We start from the raw sequence: 15,197 nt of genomic DNA, 5'->3' as shown, positions 1-15,197 counted from the left end.
AGGCCTGGGTCAGTACCAGGCGCCCATCTTCGTTTCGGTCGCATCGCCCGCCAGCTCGGCGAACTTCGCCGGGTCTTGTGAGCCCTCGCCGTCGCCGCCGTAGTGATAGGGGTACACGTAGGTCGGCTGGAACTCCTGCACGGCAGACGCGGCCTGCTCGGCCGTCATCGTGTAGGGCAGGTTCATGCAGATGAACGCCAGGTCGATCCCCTCCAGCGCCCGCATCTCGGGCGTGTCTTCGGTGTCGCCGGAGATATAGACGGTGAAGCCGTCCAGATGGAGCACGTAGCCGTTGTCGCGCCCCTCGGGGTGGAACATCAGCCGGTCTTCGGTGGTGTTGTAGGCCGGGATCGCGTCGATCGTCACACCTGCCCATTCGGCCAATTCGCCATTGCCGATCCGCGTGGTGCGGGCCTGAAGCTCTTCGGGCAGCATGCCGTAGACCGCCGGGTTGGAGATGAGCTGGGTGTTGTCGCCAACGAGGCCCTGCAGCGTGTTCACGTTGAAATGGTCGCCATGCTCATGCGTCAGCAAAATGAGATCCGGCGCCGGGTAGTCGGCATACATCGCGGGGTCGCCGACCGGGTCGGAGTAGATCACGCCGGCCGGCGTCTCCATCACGAAGGACGCGTGGCTGACAGGGTGGACGGTGACGTCGCCCGCATCGGTCGAGAATGTGTCGGACATCCCGTCCTGGGCCATGGCGGCATAGGGCAGAAAGCTGGTCGCGCCGGCAGTGGCCGCGGCGCCGATCAGGAATGTGCGTCGTGAATGTTTCATATGGGTTTCCTCCTCTGGTGAAGGAAAGGTGGCCCGGTAGAGGGTGCCTTTCAACCGCCGCGTGCAGGAAAGCGCTCATCCCTCACGATGTTAGCGTTCGCACATCCTCCAGCAGGCTCTCCAGCTCGTCATCGCGGATGCCGAAGGCCCTGAAATGGGCGACGACGCTCTCAACATACTCAAGGCTGGTGCCCAGCATGCCCTTCCCCGTGGCGACGTAGCGAATCTGCGTCTCGCGCGGCAGGTCGATCTCGATCATGTCCGCCGCCGGGTCGGCCACGAAGCACAGCGCTTCGACCCGGCCCTCGGCCGTATCCGCCGGCGTGAAGACGGCATGATAACCGGGGGCCACCATCTCGCGGCGGAAGAGCTGGTTGGTCTCCTCCTCGGCGATGGCGGCGGGAATGCGGAAGACCAGCCCGTCGCACTGGCCGCGGGGCACCAGGCCCGCCATCAGCCCCGGCGCCTCTGCCGTGCCGCGCCCGCCCATCCTGTCCACCAGGCAGAGCTGCCGCGTGTAGCCTTCGATCCGTGCGCGGCGGATCTCGCTGAACTCGATGCCCGGGTCCCACATGAGCGAGCCATAGGCGAAGACCCAGACATCCTGCCCCTCGCGCCCGGCCAGCGCCGCGCGGCGGAAGCCTTCGCGCTGCGCATCGGGATAGCGCCACGAGACATCGCCGCCATTGGCGCGCACCATCTCTTCGAGCGCTTCGTAATCCACATCGCGAAAGAACGAGGTCTGCGGGTCCTTGATGCGACCCTTCAGCTCCGGGTGATGGCGGAAGGCGGCGTCGTCCATCAGAACATCCCGTTGTCGTTGGCAGAGCCCTCGGGCAGCACCTGCAGCACATCCCAGTGCTCGACGATCTTGCCGGCCTCGTCGAGGCGGAAGATGTCGATGCCGGCATATTCCAGCCCCTCGGGCCAGATCTGGTGGCAATGCAGCACGACCTTGTCGCCCTCGGCGATCACGCGTTTGAACTCCACCCGCTTGCCCGGATACTCCGCCGCCATCTTCTCGAAATACGCAATGAAGCCATCCTTGCCCGTCGCGACATGAGGGTTGTGCTGGATGTAATCGTCACCCGCATAGCGCTCGATCGCCTCGGCGGGCCGGCACTGGTTGAACATCATGTCGTAGAAGGCCTGCACATTGGCCTTGTTGGATTCGAGGTCAGGCATTGCGCGCTCCCGTTCTTCGAGGGCGCATCCTTCACCCAGAGGCCGGGAATGGCAACGCCGCCTGGCTCAGCCAAAGACATGCCAGCAGACCGCATCGCCGCGGTGCATCATCCAGCGGCTCATGAGCTCCACTCATCCGGCTCAATCCCGAAGATGCGCCAGCCCAAACGCAAACGGGCGCCCGAAGGCGCCCGCTCGTTCGAAGAGAGAAACGGCTCAGCCGCGCTCTTCGATGATCTCAACCAGATGCGGGATCGATTCGACCATGCCGCGGACGGAGGGCGTATCCTCCAGCTCGCGCGTGCGGTGCATCTTGTTCAGGCCCAGGCCCACCAGCGTCTGGCGCTGGACGGCGGGGCGGCGGATCGGCGAGCCGATCTGCTTGACGACGATTGTCTTGGCCATGCGTCAGATCCTTCAGTTTTCTTCGGCGACGAGGCTCGACTCGGCCGGGGCGTCTTCACGCTTCGGCAGAATGTCGGCGACCTTCTTGCCGCGGCGTTGAGCGACCGAGCGGGGCGAGTACTGCTTCTGCAGACCGTCGAGCGTGGCGCGGATCATGTTGTAGGGGTTCTGCGAGCCCATCGACTTCGACACGACGTCCTGAACGCCGAGCATTTCGAAGACGGCACGCATCGGACCACCGGCGATGATCCCGGTACCGGGAACGGCGGTGCGCAGCGTGACCTTGCCGGCGCCGTGGCGGCCGTTGACGTCGTGGTGCAGCGTGCGGCCATCGCGCAGCGGAACGCGGATCATGTTGCGCTTGGCTTGCTCGGTGGCCTTGCGGATGGCCTCCGGCACTTCCTTGGCCTTGCCCTTGCCGAAGCCGACACGGCCCTTCTGGTCGCCAACGACGACGAGCGCGGCGAAGCCGAAGCGCTTACCACCCTTGACGGTCTTGGAGACGCGGTTGATCGCGACAAGGCGATCCTGAAACTCGGGGTTCTCGTCGCGGTCGCGGCGGTTGCCGCCTCGTTGGTTCGAATCTCTGGCCATGGGCCCTCACTTCGGTCAGGGCCGCAGCCCTTGGGTTTGTCCAATCCAGGTGGGTCTGTGCCCCCGGATCATCGAGGCGACGGATCGCCTGCGCTGGGGTGTAGCTGTGCGTGGCAAGCACGCACCCTACGGTGCGATGGCGGGGCGCGGGCTTTCAGGCCCGCACCCGCACCATCAGATCTTCAGGCCACCCTCGCGGGCAGCTTCGGCCAGGGCCTTGATGCGGCCGTGGAAGAGGAACCCCCCACGGTCGAAATAAGCCTCGGTCACACCGGCTTTCTTGGCGCGCTCGGCAAGTGCCGCACCCACCTTGGAAGCTGCGTCGACGTTGTTCTTGCCGACAACACCGAGGTCCTTCTCCAGCGAGGAGGCGGAGGCGACGGTGACGCCGTTCACATCGTCGATCAGCTGAACGCTGATGTTCTTGTTGCTGCGATGAACCGACAGGCGCGCGCGCCCGGCATTCACCTTGCGAAGCTTGCTCCGGACGCGCTGGCGGCGCTTCTGGAACAGATCCCTTTTCGTCAGTGCCATGATTGCGCGTCCTTACTTCTTCTTGCCTTCCTTGCGGAAGATATACTCGTCCTTGTAGCGGATGCCCTTGCCCTTATAGGGCTCCGGCGCGCGCCATTCGCGGATGTTGGCCGCGACCTGGCCGACGAGCTGCTGATCAGACCCTTCGACGACGATTTCCGTCTGCTTCGGGGCCGTGACAGTCACGCCCTCCGGCACCTGGAAGTCGACGTCATGCGAATAACCGAGCGCCAGCTTCAGAACATTGCCCTGCATCTGGGCGCGGTAACCAACGCCCTGGATCTCGAGGCTCTTCGTGAAGCCGGTGGTGACGCCGGTCACGCAGTTCTGCAGCATCGTGCGGGACATGCCCCACTGCTGCAGAGCGCGCTTCGACTTGCCGCGCGGGGTGACGGTGAGCGCACCGTCTTCCAGCGCGATCGTCACGTCGTCCGTCGCCGTGAAGCTGCGGGTGCCTTTCGGCCCCTTCACGTCGACATGCTGGCCCTTCACCTCGGCGGTAACGCCGTCGGGGAGGTCGATAGGTTTTTTTCCGATTCGAGACATGTTTCCCTCCTCAGAACACGGTGCACAGGACCTCGCCACCAACATTGGCAGCGCGGGCATGTGCGTCCGACATCACGCCCTTGGGCGTGGAGACAATGGAGACACCAAGGCCCTGGCGCACTTGCGGCAGGTTCATGGCGCCCGAGTAAACCCGGCGGCCGGGCTTCGAGACGCGCTTGAGTTCGCGAATGACCGGAATGCCCTCGTAGTACTTGAGGGAGATTTCCAGCGCCGGGTGGCCGTCGGCCCCCGCCGTCTCTTCGTAGCCGCGGATGTAGCCTTCATCGCGCAGCACATCGAGGACGTGGGCGCGGATCTTGGAGGCCGGGGTGATGACCGTGGATTTCCCGCGCATCTGCGCGTTGCGGATCCGGGTCAGCATATCACCGATGGGATCGTTCATCTCATGCTTCTCCTTACCAGCTCGATTTCACGAGGCCGGGGATCTCGCCGTTCGAGCCGAGCTCGCGCAGCATGATCCGGCTCACCTTGAGCTTCCGGTAGTAGGCGTGCGGACGCCCGGTGAGCTGGCAACGGTTGTGCAGACGGGTGGGCGAGGAATTGCGGGGCAGCTTGGCGAGGTCGAGCGACGCTTTGAAACGCTCTTCCACCGGCTTGTCCTTGTCCTCGATGATGGCCTTCAGCGCAGCGCGCTTCGGGGCATATTGCTTCACGAGACGCTCACGCTTCTTCTCGCGTTCGATCATGGATTTCTTAGCCATTTATCTTTCCTCCGCGATTCAGCTGTTGAACGGCATGTTGAAGGCTTTCAGAAGAGCCTTCGCTTCTTCGTCGGTCTTTGCGGTCGTGCAGATCACAACGTCGATGCCCCAGACCTCATCGACCTTGTCGAAGTTGATCTCGGGGAACACGATGTGCTCCTTGATCCCGCAGGCGTAGTTGCCGCGACCGTCGAAGCTCTTGCCGGACACGCCGCGGAAGTCGCGAACGCGGGGCATGGCCACGGTGATCAGGCGATCGAGGAATTCGTACATCCGGTCGCCGCGCAGCGTGACCTTGGCGCCCAGCGGCATGCCTTCACGAACGCGGAAACCGGCGATGGATTTCTTCGCCTTGGTCACCACGGCGCGCTGGCCGGCAATGGTCGTCAGGTCGTCCTGAGCGGATTTGACCTTCTTGGTGTCACGAACGCTTTCAGAGCCGGCGCCGATGTTGAGGACAATCTTGTCCAGCGCCGGGATCATCATGTCGTTCTTATAGCCGAACTGCTCTTTGAGCGCCGGCTTGATGTTTTCCCGGTACGCCGCTTTCAGGCGCGGGGTGTAATTGGCGGTATCGAGCATCAGATCGCCTCCCCGGTGGTCTTGAAGAACCGAACCTTCTTGCCGTCTTCCTCACGGAAGCCGACGCGGCTGGCTTTGCCATTGCCATCGACGAGGGCAAGGTTGCTCAGGTCGATCGGCATCGCCTTGGGGATGCGGCCGCCTTGGGCAGACTGGCTTTGTTTGGTGTGGCGAATGGCGATGTTCACGCCGCCGACCACGGCCTTGCCGGCCTTCGGGTCAACGCTTTCGATCTCGCCGGTCGTGCCCTTGTCCTTGCCGGCAAGCACGACGACCTTGTCACCTTTGCGGAGTTTGGCAGCCATTACAGCACCTCCGGAGCAAGCGAAATGATCTTCATGAAGTTCTTCGCACGCAGCTCACGCACGACCGGCCCGAAGATACGGGTGCCGACCGGCTCATTCTGGTTGTTCAGAATGACGGCGGCATTGCGGTCGAAGCGGATGGCGGTGCCATCTTCGCGGCGCACTTCCTTGGCGGTGCGAACCACCACGGCTTTGCGAACGTCGCCTTTCTTGACTCGGCCACGCGGGATCGCTTCCTTGACGGAAACGACGATGATGTCGCCCACCGAGGCATAACGGCGGTGCGAACCGCCGAGAACCTTGATGCACTGCACCTTCCGCGCGCCGGAATTGTCGGCAACGTCCAGATTGGTCTGCATCTGGATCATGTAGGTGTCTCCCGACCTTTGAGGGGTGTTCTGTTTTCGCCCTCAGGGTTTCGTTCAAACAGGGGGGTGGGCCTTAGGAGGCGACCACCTCCCAGCGTTTCGTCTTGGACTTCGGCGCACATTCCTGGATGCGCACGGTGTCGCCCACGTTGAAGGTGCCGATCTCGTCATGAGCGCGGTATTTCTTGGTGGAACGGACAGTCTTGTGCAGCAGCGGGTGCTTGTAGCGGCGCTCGACAGTCACGGTAACGGTCTGGGCGTTGGCCGTGGAGGTCACGGTGCCTTGCAGGATACGCTTGGGCATGTGGTTACTCCTCGGTCGCGGCGGCAGCCGCCTTCTGGTTCAGGATCGTCTTCACACGGGCCACGTCACGCTTGACCTGGCGCATGCGCGCGGTGTTCTCGAGCTGGCCGGTGGCCTGCTGGAAGCGGAGGTTGAAGGCCTCCTTCTTGAGATCGACAAGAGACGTGCGGAGCTCGTCCGGCGTCTTGTCACGCAGTTCGCTGGCGTTCATCGCCTATTCCTTTCAACATCACCGGAGAGCCCCCCATCGTTCGTACGAGGGTCACCCTGATTCCCGGTGGAGTACGTGGATGAGGGGCGCAAATACGTGAGAGCCCCCCACTTGGCAAGCCCCTTAAGGGTTTGGCGCCCTGAGTGGCGACAGGTGGCCGTCGGGGAAGGCCAGAAATTCGGAAAATTATGGAACGGCCCCGTGATCTGCCCGTTGGTTGGTCAAACGAGCAACAAAGGAGCTGAACGAAATGAAACGTCTTTTCGCAAGCACCCTCGCCCTTACCGTCGCCGCCACCGGCGCTTTCGCCCAGGACATGATGAGCCTGGAAGATCAGTCGGCCATGCTGGCTGACCGCGACAACCTGATCCGCACCCGTGATATCACGGGCGGCGACATCTACACCTTCAACGAAGCCAACGACGAAGGCTGGGACGCGACCACCGTCTATGACGGCGTCGGCGCCGACTGGAACGAGATCGGTGAGATCGAAGACCTCATCCTTTCCCGTGACGGCCAGCTTATCGGCATCGTGGCCGAAGTCGGCGGTTTCCTCGACATCGCTGACAAGCATGTCGTGATCCCGCTGGGTGACGTCAGCCTCGTGGCGGTCGACGACCGTGAATATGCCTACGTGACGCGTTATAACGAAGAGCAACTCGAAGAGCTCGAAGACGTCGACGAAGGCTGGTGGGACTAACCCGCAGGGTTAATTCCAACACCTCTAATGCGGCCCCTCGGGGCCGCATTTTTCATGCGCGCCGCTGCCCCGCCGCCTGTCAGCCCCAGCGGTAGTTGAAGCTCACCGAGATGCGCTCTTCCTCGGCCATGTTCATGGGCACCTCGTGGCGCAGCCAGCTTTCCCACAGCAGCACCTCGCCCACCTCGGGCTTCTCGTAGATGAACTGGCGCAACTCTTCGGCCACGCCCTTCTTGCGCGAAGGGGCCGCCATCATCATCGGCAGGCGCGGGTCTTCCAGCTTCAGCGCGCTCGTGCCGCCCGGCATGGCTACGTAAGTGGTGCCAGATATCACCGAATGCGGGTGGATGTGGCTGCCATGCGTGCCGCCCTCGGGCAGGATGTTGATCCATAGATCTTCCAGTACCAGCGGCTTCTCTTCCAGATCGAAGCCCAGATGCTCGGCAAATGCCGCCACATGCGCATCGAGCGACGTGACGAGCTGGCCGAAGATGTCGAACCGCCAGGGCAGATCGGTCAGCGACGCATAGGAGGTGTAACCGGGGTAGCCGTTCGCCTCGCACCATTCCTGGCCCGCCTCGTCATCGTCGGCGATGGACAGGCACGACGCCTCCAGCTCGGCAGCGTCGATAGGCGCGCCATGCTCAGAGAGGGTGGAGCGGTAGAGCGGGGTCACGAAGAGATTGCGGATGTTTGCCATGGCGTCTCTCTAGCCGGGGCCGTTGCGCTTGGCGAGGCCCTACCCTTCCGAGGCTTTGGCCATCTCCTTGGAGAATTGCTTGCGCAGATCTTTCCGCAGCAGCGCCGCCCGCTGCCGCCTTGCCTCGCCATCTGTCAGCACCTTCAGTTCAGGCACCTCCACCGGGCGGCCATCGTCATCGACGGCGACCATGGTGAAGTAGCACGAGTTGGTGTGCCGGCTGCGGCCGGAGCGGATGTCTTCCGCCTCAACGCGGATGCCAACCTCCATCGAGGTGCGGCCGGCATGGTTGATGCTCGCCTTGAAGGTGACGAGCTCGCCAACGTTGATGGGCTCCTTGAACACCACCTGGTCGACCGAGAGCGTCACCGCATAGCGCTGCGAGAAGCGCGAGGCGCAGGAGAAGGCCACCCTGTCGAGCAGGTTGAGCAGCGCGCCGCCATGCACCTTGCCCGAGAAATTCGCCATGTCGGGCGTCATCAGCTCGGTCATCTCTAGCTTGCGGGAGTCCATCGGCATCTCATGGGTTTGGGCACTGGCACTCGGCGACTTAAAGATGGCAGTTGCCGCCAAGTCTACGCCGCGCAAACGAAAACCCCGCCGTTTCCGGCGGGGCCCTCAAATTTCAGGCGATCGAACCGGAATTACCAGTCTTCGCGCATCACCGTCTTGGTCTTGATCGGCAGCTTCATCGCGGCCAGGCGCAGCGCCTCGCGGGCGATGTCCTCGGCGACGCCGTCGATCTCGAACATGATCCGGCCGGGCTTCACTTTGGCAGCCCAGAAGTCCACCGAGCCTTTACCTTTACCCATCCGAACTTCGGTGGGCTTGGACGACACGGCGACATCCGGGAAGATCCGGATCCAGACACGGCCCTGGCGCTTCATGTGGCGCGTCAGGGCACGGCGGGCGGCTTCGATCTGCCGGGCGGTGACCCGCTCGGGCTCAAGCGCTTTCAGGCCGAAGGTGCCGAAGTTCAGGGCGCTGCCGCCCTTGGCTTCGCCGTGGATACGGCCCTTGAATTGCTTGCGGAATTTTGTGCGCTTCGGTTGCAGCATCTCTTATCCCCCTTACCGGTCGCCGCGGCCGTGAGGCCGGGCACCGCGCGGAACGGAGCTGTCCTGCAGTTCCTGCGCCTTGCGGTCGCGGGCCTGCGGGTCGTGCTCCATGATCTCGCCTTTGAAGATCCACACCTTGATGCCGATGATGCCGTAGGGCGTCATCGCTTCGGACAGGGCGTAGTCGATGTCGGCGCGAAGGGTGTGCAGGGGCACGCGGCCCTCGCGGTACCATTCCGTCCGGGCAATCTCGGCACCGCCAAGACGGCCCGCGAGGTTGATCCGGATGCCGAGGGCGCCCATGCGCATCGCGTTCTGCACCGCACGCTTCATGGCGCGGCGGAAGCCGACCCGGCGCTCGAGCTGCTGGGCGATGCTCTCGCCAACCAGCGCGGCGTCGAGTTCCGGCTTGCGGACTTCGACGATGTTCAGGTGCAGTTCACTGTCCGTCAGATTGGCCAGCTTCTTGCGCAGCACCTCGATATCGGCGCCTTTCTTGCCGATGATCACACCCGGGCGGGCGGCGTGGATCGTGACGCGGCACTTGCGGTGCGGACGCTCGATGATCACGCGGGAGATGCCGGCCTGCTTGGCTTCCTTCTTGATGAACTCCTTGATGCGGATGTCTTCAAGAAGGAGGTCGCCGAAATCCTTGGTATTCGCATACCAGCGGCTGTCCCAGGTCCGGTTGACCTGAAGACGCATGCCGACGGGATTGACCTTGTTACCCATTATGCTTGCTCCTCGACCTGACGGACCTTGATGGTGAGCTCAGAGAACGGCTTCATGATCTTGCCGTACCGGCCACGGGCCCGCGGACGGCCGCGCTTCATGACCAGGTTCTTGCCCACATAGGCCTCGGCGACGACGAGATCGTCGACATCCAGGTTGTGGTTGTTTTCAGCGTTGGCGATAGCCGACTGCAGGCACTTCTTGACGTCCTGCGCGACGCGCCGCTTCGAGAAGGTGAGATCGGCCAGAGCCGTTTCAACCTTCTTGCCGCGGATCAGACCGGCAACGAGATTCAGCTTCTGCGGCGAGGTCCGAAGCATGCGCAGTTTCGCCATTGCTTCGTTATCGGCCACGCGGCGGGGGTTCTTTTCCTTGCCCATGACTTATTTCCGCTTCGCTTTTTTGTCGGCGGCGTGACCGTAATAGGTCCGCGTCGGCGCGTATTCACCGAACTTCTGGCCGATCATGTCCTCGGAGACGTTCACCGGGATATGCTTGTGGCCATTGTAGACACCGAAGGTGAGGCCCACGAACTGGGGCAGGATGGTCGAACGGCGCGACCAGATCTTGATGACTTCGTTGCGCCCGCCTTCGCGCGACTTCTCGGCCTTCTTCAGGACGTAGGAGTCGACGAACGGGCCTTTCCAAACAGAACGTGCCATGGATTAGCGGCCTTTCCTGGCGTGACGCGAGCGTACGATGAGCTTCGACGACGCCTTCTTGCGGTTGCGCGTGCGGTTGCCTTTGGTGCCCTTGCCCCACGGAGTAACCGGGTGGCGGCCACCGGAGGTGCGGCCTTCACCACCACCGTGCGGGTGGTCGATCGGGTTCATCGCGACACCGCGGACGGAGGGACGCACGCCCATGTGGCGCACGCGGCCGGCCTTGCCGAGATCCTGGTTGGAATTGTCGGGGTTCGACACGGCACCGACGGTGGCCATGCATTCCTGACGCACCAGGCGAAGTTCACCCGACGAGAGGCGCAGCTGAGCGTAGCCGCCCTGACGGCCCACGAACTGGGCGTAGGTGCCGGCGGCGCGGGCGATCTGGCCGCCTTTACCGGGCTTCAGCTCGACATTGTGGACGATCGTGCCGATCGGCAGGCCCGAGAAGGGCATCGCGTTGCCCGGCTTGATGTCGACCTTCGCGCCAGCGTAGATCTTGTCGCCCACCGCCAGCCGCTGAGGGGCCAGGATGTAGGCGCGTTCGCCGTCTTCGTACTGGATCAGCGCGATGAAGGCGGTGCGGTTCGGGTCGTATTCGATCCGGGCCACGACGGCCGCCATGTCATGCTTGGTGCGTTTGAAATCGACGATGCGATAGAGGCGCTTTGCCCCGCCGCCTTTGCGGCGCATCGTGATCCGGCCGGTGTTGTTCCGGCCGCCGTTCTTCGTCAGACCTTCGGTCAGCGCCTTGACGGGGCGCCCTTTCCAAAGCTCTGAACGGTCGATCAGCACCAGCCCGCGCTGGCCCGGCGTCGTCGGCTTATACGACTTGAGTGCCATGCTTTCTGTCTTCCGTTGCTGTGCAGGCCGTTGTCCGGCAGGTGACCGGGGCCTGTCTGTGATGAAGGGCCCCGAAGGTCCCAAGTTTAGGGCCCCGAAGGTCCCCGATGCCATTGCTCGGCTGAGCAAAAACGAAGCCCCGGACGAATCCGGGGCCTCGCGGATGGCCTCCCTTAAGGGAGATGCACCATCTGGTCAAGCGGCGCCCCGCCTGCCCTGAATCAGCCCCGTGCGGCCGCCGAATAGTTCACCATTGACAGAACTATCCGTCTCGGTATTAGTTCACCACATGGAAAACAATCAGACCGACCTCGACACCATCTTCCAGGCCCTCGCCGATCCGACCCGGCGGGCCGTGGTACAGCGGCTGGGGGAAGGCTCGGCCACGGTCAGCGACCTCGCCGCGCCCTTCCAGATGGGCCTGCCCGCCTTCCTCAAGCACATCGCTGTTCTCGAGGCCGCCGGGCTCGTCACCTCGATCAAGGTCGGCCGCGTGCGCACCTGCACGCTGGAGGAAGCCAAGCTGGCAGCGGCGGAGGGATGGTTTCAGCACCAGCGAGAGCAATGGAAAGCCCGCTACGAGCAGCTCGACGCGCTGCTGGACACCCTCAAGGCAAGGAAGAAAAGATGAGCCCCTCGCTGCGCTACGAAATCACCCCCGACCTGGAGAACGCCACCATCATTATGGTGCGTGAGTTCAACGCCCCGCGCTCGCTGGTCTGGGAGTGCTACACGACCGCCGACCTGCTCGACCGCTGGTACGCCCCGAAACCCCTCACTGCCCGCACGAAGCACATGGACTTCCGGGAGGGCGGCTACTGGCTCTTCGCCATGATCACGCCTGAGGGGCAGGAATACTGGAGCCGGCAGGACTACCAGGCCATCCAGCCGACCGAGAGCATCACCCTGCTCGACGCCTTCAGCGATGCCGAGGCCAGCATCGACCCCGACCTGCCCCGTGCCACGGTGGAGATGCACTTCGCCCCGGCAGAGGACGGGTGCGTGGTGACCTCTGTCACCCGCTATCCGTCAAAGGACGACCTTCAAAAGGTCATCGACATGGGCATGGAGGCCGGCATGGCCTCGACCCTCGAGCGGCTCGACGAGCTGCTCGCCACGCTCACCGAGAAGGACGCGCAATGACAGCCCCGACCATCACCATCGACACCCTCGTCCCCGCCCCGCCCGAGACGGCCTGGGAGGCCTATGTCGAGCCGGAGCACATCACCCAGTGGAACTTCGCCAACGACGAGTGGTGCTGCCCCTCTGCCAGCAACGAGCTTCGCCCCGGCGGGCGCTATGTCGCCCGGATGGAGGCCAAGGACGGCTCCATGGGCTTCGACTTCGAGGGGACCTACGATTCCGTCACGCCCGGCAATGGCTACGTCATGACGATGAGCGACGGCCGCAAGATGGAGACGCACTTCCGCCCCGAGGGGACCGGCACGCGGGTGACAGTCGCCTTCGAAGCAGAGAGCGAGAACTCCGCCGAGATGCAGCGGGCCGGCTGGCAGGCGATCCTCGACAATTACAAGGCGCATGTCGCCTCTCTGTGAGGTCAGCAAACCGCAAACGCAAAAGGCCCCCGCTCTCGCGGGGGCCTTTCGTTTGGCTTGTGACTGGCTCAGAGGCCGGTCGAGACGTCGATCGTGTTGCCCTCAGCGAGGGTGACATAGGCCTTTTTCACGTCTTTGCGCGTGCCGAGCTGGCCGCGGAAACGCTTGACCTTGCCTTTGGTGATCGAAGTGTTCACCCCGGTCACCTTCACGCCAAAGAGCTCTTCGACAGCTTCTTTGATCATCGGCTTCGTCGCGGCGATATCCACCTCGAAGACAACGGCGTTGGCTTCAGAAGCCATCGTCGCTTTCTCGGTGATGATCGGCGAACGGATCACGTCGTAATGGTCTGCCTTGGCACTCATTTCAGGCGAGCCTCCAGAGCTTCGACCCCCGCCTTCGTCAGCACCAGGGTGCCCGAACGCAGGATGTCATAGACGTTGGCGCCCATCGAGGGCAGCACGTCCAGGTTTGCGATGTTGGCCGCAGCGCGGGCGAAGCCCTCGTTGACGTCGGCGCCGTCGATCACCAGCGGCTTGTTCCAGCCGAGCTGCTTGACCGATTTGGCCAGGATGCTCGTCTTGGCGTCAGCCAGTTCGGCGGTGTCGATGATCACCAGCTCGCCCGCTTTCAGCTTGGACGACAGCGCATGGCGCAGGCCCAGCTTGCGGAACTTCTTGGTCAGCTCGTGCTCGTGGCTGCGCGGCGTCGGGCCCTTGTAGGTACCACCGTGACGGAAGATCGGCGCCTTCTTCGAGCCGTGGCGAGCGCCGCCCGTGCCCTTCTGGCGATAGATCTTCTTCGTCGAGTAGCTCACATCGGAGCGCCCCAGCGTCGCGTGGGTGCCCTGCTGGGCGCGGGCACGCTGCCAGCGCACAACGCGGTGCAGGATGTCGGCCCGCGGCTCCAGCCCGAAGATCTCGTCGGCGAGATCGACGGAGCCGGCGCTCTTGCCGTCGAGATTGATGGCATCAGCTTTCATTGGACTCGTCTCCTTCCGACTTGATGTCGGCCTCGGCCTCCTTCAGCGCTGCTTCTTCGGCAGCGGCCTGCTCGGCGGCGAGACGTTCGGTTTCGGCGGCCTCCTCGGCAGCAGCCTGCTCGGCGGCTTCAGCAGCCACACGCTCGGCTTCGGCCTTGGCGCTCTTCAGGGCGGCGGGGTAGATCAGGTTTTCCGGCAGCGGCTTTTTCACCGCGTCCTTCACCGTCACCCAGCTGCCTTTGACGCCGGGAACGGCGCCTTTCACCATGATGAGCCCGCGGTCGCTGTCGGTCTTCACGACCTGCAGGTTCTGCGTCGTCACGCGGGCAGCGCCCATGTGACCGGCCATCTTCTTGCCCTTGAACACCTTGCCCGGGTCCTGGCACTGGCCAGTCGAACCGTGCGAGCGGTGCGAGATCGACACACCGTGCGTGGCACGCAGACCGCCGAAGTTGTGGCGCTTCATCGCACCGGCAAAGCCCTTACCGGTGGAGGTGCCGCACACGTCGACGAACTGGCCGGCGAAGTAATGGTCGGCAATGATTTCCTCGCCCACCTCGATGAGGTTCTCGGGGGCAACACGGAATTCAGCCACCTTGCGCTTCGGCTCGACCTTGGCGGCCGAGAAATGGCCGCGCATGGCGCGCGTGGTGTTCTTGGCCTTGGCGGTGCCGGCGCCGAGCTGAACGGCGGCATAGCCGTCGCGCTCGAGCGTGCGGGTCGCCACGACCTGCAGGTTATCAAGTTGAAGCACGGTGACGGGCACCTGCTTGCCATCTTCAAGGAAGAGCCGGGTCATGCCGACCTTCTTTGCGATCACGCCTGAACGCAACATCGGGGTACCCTCCTTAAACCTTGATCTCGACGTCCACGCCGGCGGCGAGGTCGAGCTTCATCAGCGCGTCCACCGTCTGCGGGGTCGGGTCCACGATATCGAGCAGCCGCTTGTGGGTGCGGATCTCGAACTGGTCGCGGCTCTTCTTGTCGATATGCGGGCCACGGAGAACCGTGAACTTCTCGATCTTGTTCGGCAGCGGGATCGGGCCCCGCACGGAAGCACCGGTGCGCTTGGCGGTCTGCACGATCTCATGCGTCGAGGCATCGAGCACGCGATAGTCGAACGCCTTGAGCCGGATGCGAATGTTTTGGCTTTGAGCGGCCATTTTGCTTGCCCTTCGCGGCTTGGTCTACCCGAGAGGTGGACGGCACGGGATTGTGCGGCCCACATCGGTGCTTGTTCTTGATGCCCGGCCTGCCCCCGTTACCCGGGTTGTGGCAGGCCGGACCTGTCCCTCTTTGCGAGAGGCTTAGGCGAGGATCTTCGAGACCACGCCGGAGCCGACGGTGCGGCCGCCTTCACGGATGGCGAAGCGCAGGCCCTCTTCCATGGCGATCGGGTAGATCAGCTCGGCCGACAGCTTCAGGTTG

General features: G+C 63.6%; 30 protein-coding genes. 4 read left to right on the top strand and 26 right to left on the bottom strand.

Annotation, left to right across the window (positions count from 1 at the left end):
* Positions 1 to 9: 9 nt before the first annotated feature.
* The 14 genes from ACXN5S_RS10755 to rpmC all read right to left on the bottom strand — a co-directional run bounded on the left by ACXN5S_RS10755 (position 10) and on the right by rpmC (position 6,536).
* Positions 10 to 780 carry an MBL fold metallo-hydrolase gene (locus ACXN5S_RS10755; RefSeq protein WP_458605431.1) on the bottom strand — a complete coding sequence of 257 codons (771 nt, stop codon included), beginning with the start codon at positions 778 to 780 and terminating at the stop codon, positions 10 to 12.
* An 82-nt stretch (positions 781 to 862) separates the two neighbouring features.
* Positions 863 to 1,582, bottom strand: coding sequence for a gamma-glutamylcyclotransferase (locus ACXN5S_RS10750; protein ID WP_458605430.1), 720 nt, complete (start codon positions 1,580 to 1,582; stop codon positions 863 to 865).
* Positions 1,582 to 1,965 (bottom strand): nuclear transport factor 2 family protein, encoded by a 384-nt coding sequence (locus ACXN5S_RS10745; protein WP_458605429.1) that lies wholly within the window; start codon positions 1,963 to 1,965, stop codon positions 1,582 to 1,584. The genes ACXN5S_RS10750 and ACXN5S_RS10745 overlap by 1 nt, the downstream gene beginning before the upstream one ends.
* 216 nt (positions 1,966 to 2,181) lie before the next feature.
* On the bottom strand, positions 2,182 to 2,370 hold the full coding sequence (gene rpmD, locus ACXN5S_RS10740) for a 50S ribosomal protein L30 (RefSeq protein ID WP_458605428.1): 189 nt from the start codon (positions 2,368 to 2,370) through the stop codon (positions 2,182 to 2,184).
* 12 nt (positions 2,371 to 2,382) lie between these two features.
* Positions 2,383 to 2,964 carry a 30S ribosomal protein S5 gene (rpsE, locus tag ACXN5S_RS10735; RefSeq protein WP_458605427.1) on the bottom strand — a complete coding sequence of 194 codons (582 nt, stop codon included), beginning with the start codon at positions 2,962 to 2,964 and terminating at the stop codon, positions 2,383 to 2,385.
* A 174-nt stretch (positions 2,965 to 3,138) separates the two neighbouring features.
* Positions 3,139 to 3,498: a 50S ribosomal protein L18 gene (gene rplR / locus ACXN5S_RS10730; protein ID WP_458605426.1), complete on the bottom strand. Its 360-nt coding sequence runs from the start codon at positions 3,496 to 3,498 to the stop codon at positions 3,139 to 3,141.
* A gap of 12 nt (positions 3,499 to 3,510) precedes the next feature.
* Positions 3,511 to 4,044: a 50S ribosomal protein L6 gene (rplF, locus tag ACXN5S_RS10725; protein WP_458605425.1), complete on the bottom strand. Its 534-nt coding sequence runs from the start codon at positions 4,042 to 4,044 to the stop codon at positions 3,511 to 3,513.
* A gap of 10 nt (positions 4,045 to 4,054) precedes the next feature.
* Positions 4,055 to 4,447 carry a 30S ribosomal protein S8 gene (gene rpsH, locus ACXN5S_RS10720; protein WP_458605424.1) on the bottom strand — a complete coding sequence of 131 codons (393 nt, stop codon included), beginning with the start codon at positions 4,445 to 4,447 and terminating at the stop codon, positions 4,055 to 4,057.
* Positions 4,448 to 4,460: 13 nt separating this feature from the next.
* Positions 4,461 to 4,766: a 30S ribosomal protein S14 gene (rpsN, locus tag ACXN5S_RS10715; RefSeq protein ID WP_458605423.1), complete on the bottom strand. Its 306-nt coding sequence runs from the start codon at positions 4,764 to 4,766 to the stop codon at positions 4,461 to 4,463.
* Between the two features lie 18 nt (positions 4,767 to 4,784).
* Positions 4,785 to 5,348, bottom strand: coding sequence for a 50S ribosomal protein L5 (rplE, locus tag ACXN5S_RS10710; protein WP_458605422.1), 564 nt, complete (start codon positions 5,346 to 5,348; stop codon positions 4,785 to 4,787).
* Positions 5,348 to 5,653, bottom strand: a complete 306-nt coding sequence (rplX, locus tag ACXN5S_RS10705; RefSeq protein ID WP_458605421.1) for a 50S ribosomal protein L24 — start codon at positions 5,651 to 5,653, stop codon at positions 5,348 to 5,350. Before rplX ends, rplE begins: the two co-directional genes overlap by 1 nt.
* Positions 5,653 to 6,021 carry a 50S ribosomal protein L14 gene (gene rplN / locus ACXN5S_RS10700; protein WP_458605420.1) on the bottom strand — a complete coding sequence of 123 codons (369 nt, stop codon included), beginning with the start codon at positions 6,019 to 6,021 and terminating at the stop codon, positions 5,653 to 5,655. The genes rplX and rplN overlap by 1 nt, the downstream gene beginning before the upstream one ends.
* 73 nt (positions 6,022 to 6,094) lie before the next feature.
* Positions 6,095 to 6,325, bottom strand: coding sequence for a 30S ribosomal protein S17 (gene rpsQ, locus ACXN5S_RS10695; RefSeq protein WP_458605419.1), 231 nt, complete (start codon positions 6,323 to 6,325; stop codon positions 6,095 to 6,097).
* Between the two features lie 4 nt (positions 6,326 to 6,329).
* Positions 6,330 to 6,536 (bottom strand): 50S ribosomal protein L29, encoded by a 207-nt coding sequence (rpmC, locus tag ACXN5S_RS10690; protein WP_458605418.1) that lies wholly within the window; start codon positions 6,534 to 6,536, stop codon positions 6,330 to 6,332.
* Between the two features lie 250 nt (positions 6,537 to 6,786).
* Between rpmC and ACXN5S_RS10685 the strand changes: the two genes are divergently transcribed.
* The gene (locus ACXN5S_RS10685; protein ID WP_458605417.1) at positions 6,787 to 7,236 is read left to right on the top strand and encodes a PRC-barrel domain-containing protein; all 450 of its coding nucleotides are present in this window, start codon (positions 6,787 to 6,789) and stop codon (positions 7,234 to 7,236) included.
* 79 nt (positions 7,237 to 7,315) lie between these two features.
* Here the strand turns inward: ACXN5S_RS10685 and ACXN5S_RS10680 are convergent, their stop codons facing one another.
* From ACXN5S_RS10680 to rplB, 7 genes are all read right to left on the bottom strand, one after another.
* Positions 7,316 to 7,936 (bottom strand): TIGR02466 family protein, encoded by a 621-nt coding sequence (locus ACXN5S_RS10680; protein ID WP_458605416.1) that lies wholly within the window; start codon positions 7,934 to 7,936, stop codon positions 7,316 to 7,318.
* Between the two features lie 39 nt (positions 7,937 to 7,975).
* Positions 7,976 to 8,449: an acyl-CoA thioesterase gene (locus tag ACXN5S_RS10675; RefSeq protein ID WP_458605415.1), complete on the bottom strand. Its 474-nt coding sequence runs from the start codon at positions 8,447 to 8,449 to the stop codon at positions 7,976 to 7,978.
* A gap of 131 nt (positions 8,450 to 8,580) precedes the next feature.
* A complete protein-coding gene (gene rplP / locus ACXN5S_RS10670) occupies positions 8,581 to 8,994 on the bottom strand; it encodes a 50S ribosomal protein L16 (protein WP_458605414.1) in 414 nt (137 codons plus the stop codon).
* Between the two features lie 12 nt (positions 8,995 to 9,006).
* Positions 9,007 to 9,726 (bottom strand): 30S ribosomal protein S3, encoded by a 720-nt coding sequence (gene rpsC / locus ACXN5S_RS10665; RefSeq protein WP_458605413.1) that lies wholly within the window; start codon positions 9,724 to 9,726, stop codon positions 9,007 to 9,009.
* Positions 9,726 to 10,106, bottom strand: a complete 381-nt coding sequence (gene rplV, locus ACXN5S_RS10660; RefSeq protein ID WP_458605412.1) for a 50S ribosomal protein L22 — start codon at positions 10,104 to 10,106, stop codon at positions 9,726 to 9,728. The genes rpsC and rplV overlap by 1 nt, the downstream gene beginning before the upstream one ends.
* Positions 10,107 to 10,109: 3 nt before the next feature.
* Positions 10,110 to 10,388 carry a 30S ribosomal protein S19 gene (rpsS, locus tag ACXN5S_RS10655; protein WP_458605411.1) on the bottom strand — a complete coding sequence of 93 codons (279 nt, stop codon included), beginning with the start codon at positions 10,386 to 10,388 and terminating at the stop codon, positions 10,110 to 10,112.
* Between the two features lie 3 nt (positions 10,389 to 10,391).
* A complete protein-coding gene (gene rplB / locus ACXN5S_RS10650; protein WP_458605410.1) occupies positions 10,392 to 11,231 on the bottom strand; it encodes a 50S ribosomal protein L2 in 840 nt (279 codons plus the stop codon).
* Positions 11,232 to 11,520: 289 nt separating this feature from the next.
* Between rplB and ACXN5S_RS10645 the strand changes: the two genes are divergently transcribed.
* From ACXN5S_RS10645 to ACXN5S_RS10635, 3 genes are read left to right on the top strand one after another with little or no spacing between them, the layout of a single operon-like run.
* A complete protein-coding gene (locus ACXN5S_RS10645) occupies positions 11,521 to 11,862 on the top strand; it encodes an ArsR/SmtB family transcription factor (RefSeq protein ID WP_458605409.1) in 342 nt (113 codons plus the stop codon).
* Complete coding sequence (locus tag ACXN5S_RS10640; RefSeq protein ID WP_458605408.1) at positions 11,859 to 12,374, top strand: SRPBCC family protein; 516 nt, start codon at positions 11,859 to 11,861, stop codon at positions 12,372 to 12,374. The genes ACXN5S_RS10645 and ACXN5S_RS10640 overlap by 4 nt, the downstream gene beginning before the upstream one ends.
* The gene (locus tag ACXN5S_RS10635; RefSeq protein ID WP_458605407.1) at positions 12,371 to 12,787 is read left to right on the top strand and encodes an SRPBCC family protein; all 417 of its coding nucleotides are present in this window, start codon (positions 12,371 to 12,373) and stop codon (positions 12,785 to 12,787) included. Before ACXN5S_RS10640 ends, ACXN5S_RS10635 begins: the two co-directional genes overlap by 4 nt.
* 68 nt (positions 12,788 to 12,855) lie before the next feature.
* Here the strand turns inward: ACXN5S_RS10635 and ACXN5S_RS10630 are convergent, their stop codons facing one another.
* The 5 genes from ACXN5S_RS10630 to ACXN5S_RS10610 all read right to left on the bottom strand — a co-directional run.
* On the bottom strand, positions 12,856 to 13,152 hold the full coding sequence (locus tag ACXN5S_RS10630; RefSeq protein WP_458605406.1) for a 50S ribosomal protein L23: 297 nt from the start codon (positions 13,150 to 13,152) through the stop codon (positions 12,856 to 12,858).
* Positions 13,149 to 13,769, bottom strand: a complete 621-nt coding sequence (gene rplD / locus ACXN5S_RS10625; protein ID WP_458605405.1) for a 50S ribosomal protein L4 — start codon at positions 13,767 to 13,769, stop codon at positions 13,149 to 13,151. Before rplD ends, ACXN5S_RS10630 begins: the two co-directional genes overlap by 4 nt.
* The gene (rplC, locus tag ACXN5S_RS10620) at positions 13,759 to 14,604 is read right to left on the bottom strand and encodes a 50S ribosomal protein L3 (protein WP_458605404.1); all 846 of its coding nucleotides are present in this window, start codon (positions 14,602 to 14,604) and stop codon (positions 13,759 to 13,761) included. Before rplC ends, rplD begins: the two co-directional genes overlap by 11 nt.
* 13 nt (positions 14,605 to 14,617) lie before the next feature.
* The gene (rpsJ, locus tag ACXN5S_RS10615; RefSeq protein WP_163895395.1) at positions 14,618 to 14,932 is read right to left on the bottom strand and encodes a 30S ribosomal protein S10; all 315 of its coding nucleotides are present in this window, start codon (positions 14,930 to 14,932) and stop codon (positions 14,618 to 14,620) included.
* Between the two features lie 144 nt (positions 14,933 to 15,076).
* On the bottom strand, positions 15,077 to 15,197 hold a 121-nt coding region (locus ACXN5S_RS10610; RefSeq protein ID WP_458606041.1), incomplete at its 5' end, for an EF-Tu C-terminal domain-related protein.

Source organism: Pseudoroseicyclus sp. H15, assembly GCF_054353345.1.
The sequence above is the reverse complement of the archived record's forward strand: the minus strand, read 5'-3'. Positions and strand labels throughout refer to the sequence as shown.

What these genes read in the sequence shown, in the direction of transcription:
- ACXN5S_RS10755 (WP_458605431.1), bottom strand. Translation starts at nt 780, where the DNA reads ATGAAACATTCACGACGCACATTCCTGATCGGCGCCGCGGCCACTGCC.
- ACXN5S_RS10750 (WP_458605430.1), bottom strand. Translation starts at nt 1,582, where the DNA reads ATGGACGACGCCGCCTTCCGCCATCACCCGGAGCTGAAGGGTCGCATC.
- ACXN5S_RS10745 (WP_458605429.1), bottom strand. Translation starts at nt 1,965, where the DNA reads ATGCCTGACCTCGAATCCAACAAGGCCAATGTGCAGGCCTTCTACGAC.
- rpmD (WP_458605428.1), bottom strand. Translation starts at nt 2,370, where the DNA reads ATGGCCAAGACAATCGTCGTCAAGCAGATCGGCTCGCCGATCCGCCGC.
- rpsE (WP_458605427.1), bottom strand. Translation starts at nt 2,964, where the DNA reads ATGGCCAGAGATTCGAACCAACGAGGCGGCAACCGCCGCGACCGCGAC.
- rplR (WP_458605426.1), bottom strand. Translation starts at nt 3,498, where the DNA reads ATGGCACTGACGAAAAGGGATCTGTTCCAGAAGCGCCGCCAGCGCGTC.
- rplF (WP_458605425.1), bottom strand. Translation starts at nt 4,044, where the DNA reads ATGTCTCGAATCGGAAAAAAACCTATCGACCTCCCCGACGGCGTTACC.
- rpsH (WP_458605424.1), bottom strand. Translation starts at nt 4,447, where the DNA reads ATGAACGATCCCATCGGTGATATGCTGACCCGGATCCGCAACGCGCAG.
- rpsN (WP_458605423.1), bottom strand. Translation starts at nt 4,766, where the DNA reads ATGGCTAAGAAATCCATGATCGAACGCGAGAAGAAGCGTGAGCGTCTC.
- rplE (WP_458605422.1), bottom strand. Translation starts at nt 5,348, where the DNA reads ATGCTCGATACCGCCAATTACACCCCGCGCCTGAAAGCGGCGTACCGG.
- rplX (WP_458605421.1), bottom strand. Translation starts at nt 5,653, where the DNA reads ATGGCTGCCAAACTCCGCAAAGGTGACAAGGTCGTCGTGCTTGCCGGC.
- rplN (WP_458605420.1), bottom strand. Translation starts at nt 6,021, where the DNA reads ATGATCCAGATGCAGACCAATCTGGACGTTGCCGACAATTCCGGCGCG.
- rpsQ (WP_458605419.1), bottom strand. Translation starts at nt 6,325, where the DNA reads ATGCCCAAGCGTATCCTGCAAGGCACCGTGACCTCCACGGCCAACGCC.
- rpmC (WP_458605418.1), bottom strand. Translation starts at nt 6,536, where the DNA reads ATGAACGCCAGCGAACTGCGTGACAAGACGCCGGACGAGCTCCGCACG.
- ACXN5S_RS10685 (WP_458605417.1), top strand. Translation starts at nt 6,787, where the DNA reads ATGAAACGTCTTTTCGCAAGCACCCTCGCCCTTACCGTCGCCGCCACC.
- ACXN5S_RS10680 (WP_458605416.1), bottom strand. Translation starts at nt 7,936, where the DNA reads ATGGCAAACATCCGCAATCTCTTCGTGACCCCGCTCTACCGCTCCACC.
- ACXN5S_RS10675 (WP_458605415.1), bottom strand. Translation starts at nt 8,449, where the DNA reads ATGGACTCCCGCAAGCTAGAGATGACCGAGCTGATGACGCCCGACATG.
- rplP (WP_458605414.1), bottom strand. Translation starts at nt 8,994, where the DNA reads ATGCTGCAACCGAAGCGCACAAAATTCCGCAAGCAATTCAAGGGCCGT.
- rpsC (WP_458605413.1), bottom strand. Translation starts at nt 9,726, where the DNA reads ATGGGTAACAAGGTCAATCCCGTCGGCATGCGTCTTCAGGTCAACCGG.
- rplV (WP_458605412.1), bottom strand. Translation starts at nt 10,106, where the DNA reads ATGGGCAAGGAAAAGAACCCCCGCCGCGTGGCCGATAACGAAGCAATG.
- rpsS (WP_458605411.1), bottom strand. Translation starts at nt 10,388, where the DNA reads ATGGCACGTTCTGTTTGGAAAGGCCCGTTCGTCGACTCCTACGTCCTG.
- rplB (WP_458605410.1), bottom strand. Translation starts at nt 11,231, where the DNA reads ATGGCACTCAAGTCGTATAAGCCGACGACGCCGGGCCAGCGCGGGCTG.
- ACXN5S_RS10645 (WP_458605409.1), top strand. Translation starts at nt 11,521, where the DNA reads ATGGAAAACAATCAGACCGACCTCGACACCATCTTCCAGGCCCTCGCC.
- ACXN5S_RS10640 (WP_458605408.1), top strand. Translation starts at nt 11,859, where the DNA reads ATGAGCCCCTCGCTGCGCTACGAAATCACCCCCGACCTGGAGAACGCC.
- ACXN5S_RS10635 (WP_458605407.1), top strand. Translation starts at nt 12,371, where the DNA reads ATGACAGCCCCGACCATCACCATCGACACCCTCGTCCCCGCCCCGCCC.
- ACXN5S_RS10630 (WP_458605406.1), bottom strand. Translation starts at nt 13,152, where the DNA reads ATGAGTGCCAAGGCAGACCATTACGACGTGATCCGTTCGCCGATCATC.
- rplD (WP_458605405.1), bottom strand. Translation starts at nt 13,769, where the DNA reads ATGAAAGCTGATGCCATCAATCTCGACGGCAAGAGCGCCGGCTCCGTC.
- rplC (WP_458605404.1), bottom strand. Translation starts at nt 14,604, where the DNA reads ATGTTGCGTTCAGGCGTGATCGCAAAGAAGGTCGGCATGACCCGGCTC.
- rpsJ (WP_163895395.1), bottom strand. Translation starts at nt 14,932, where the DNA reads ATGGCCGCTCAAAGCCAAAACATTCGCATCCGGCTCAAGGCGTTCGAC.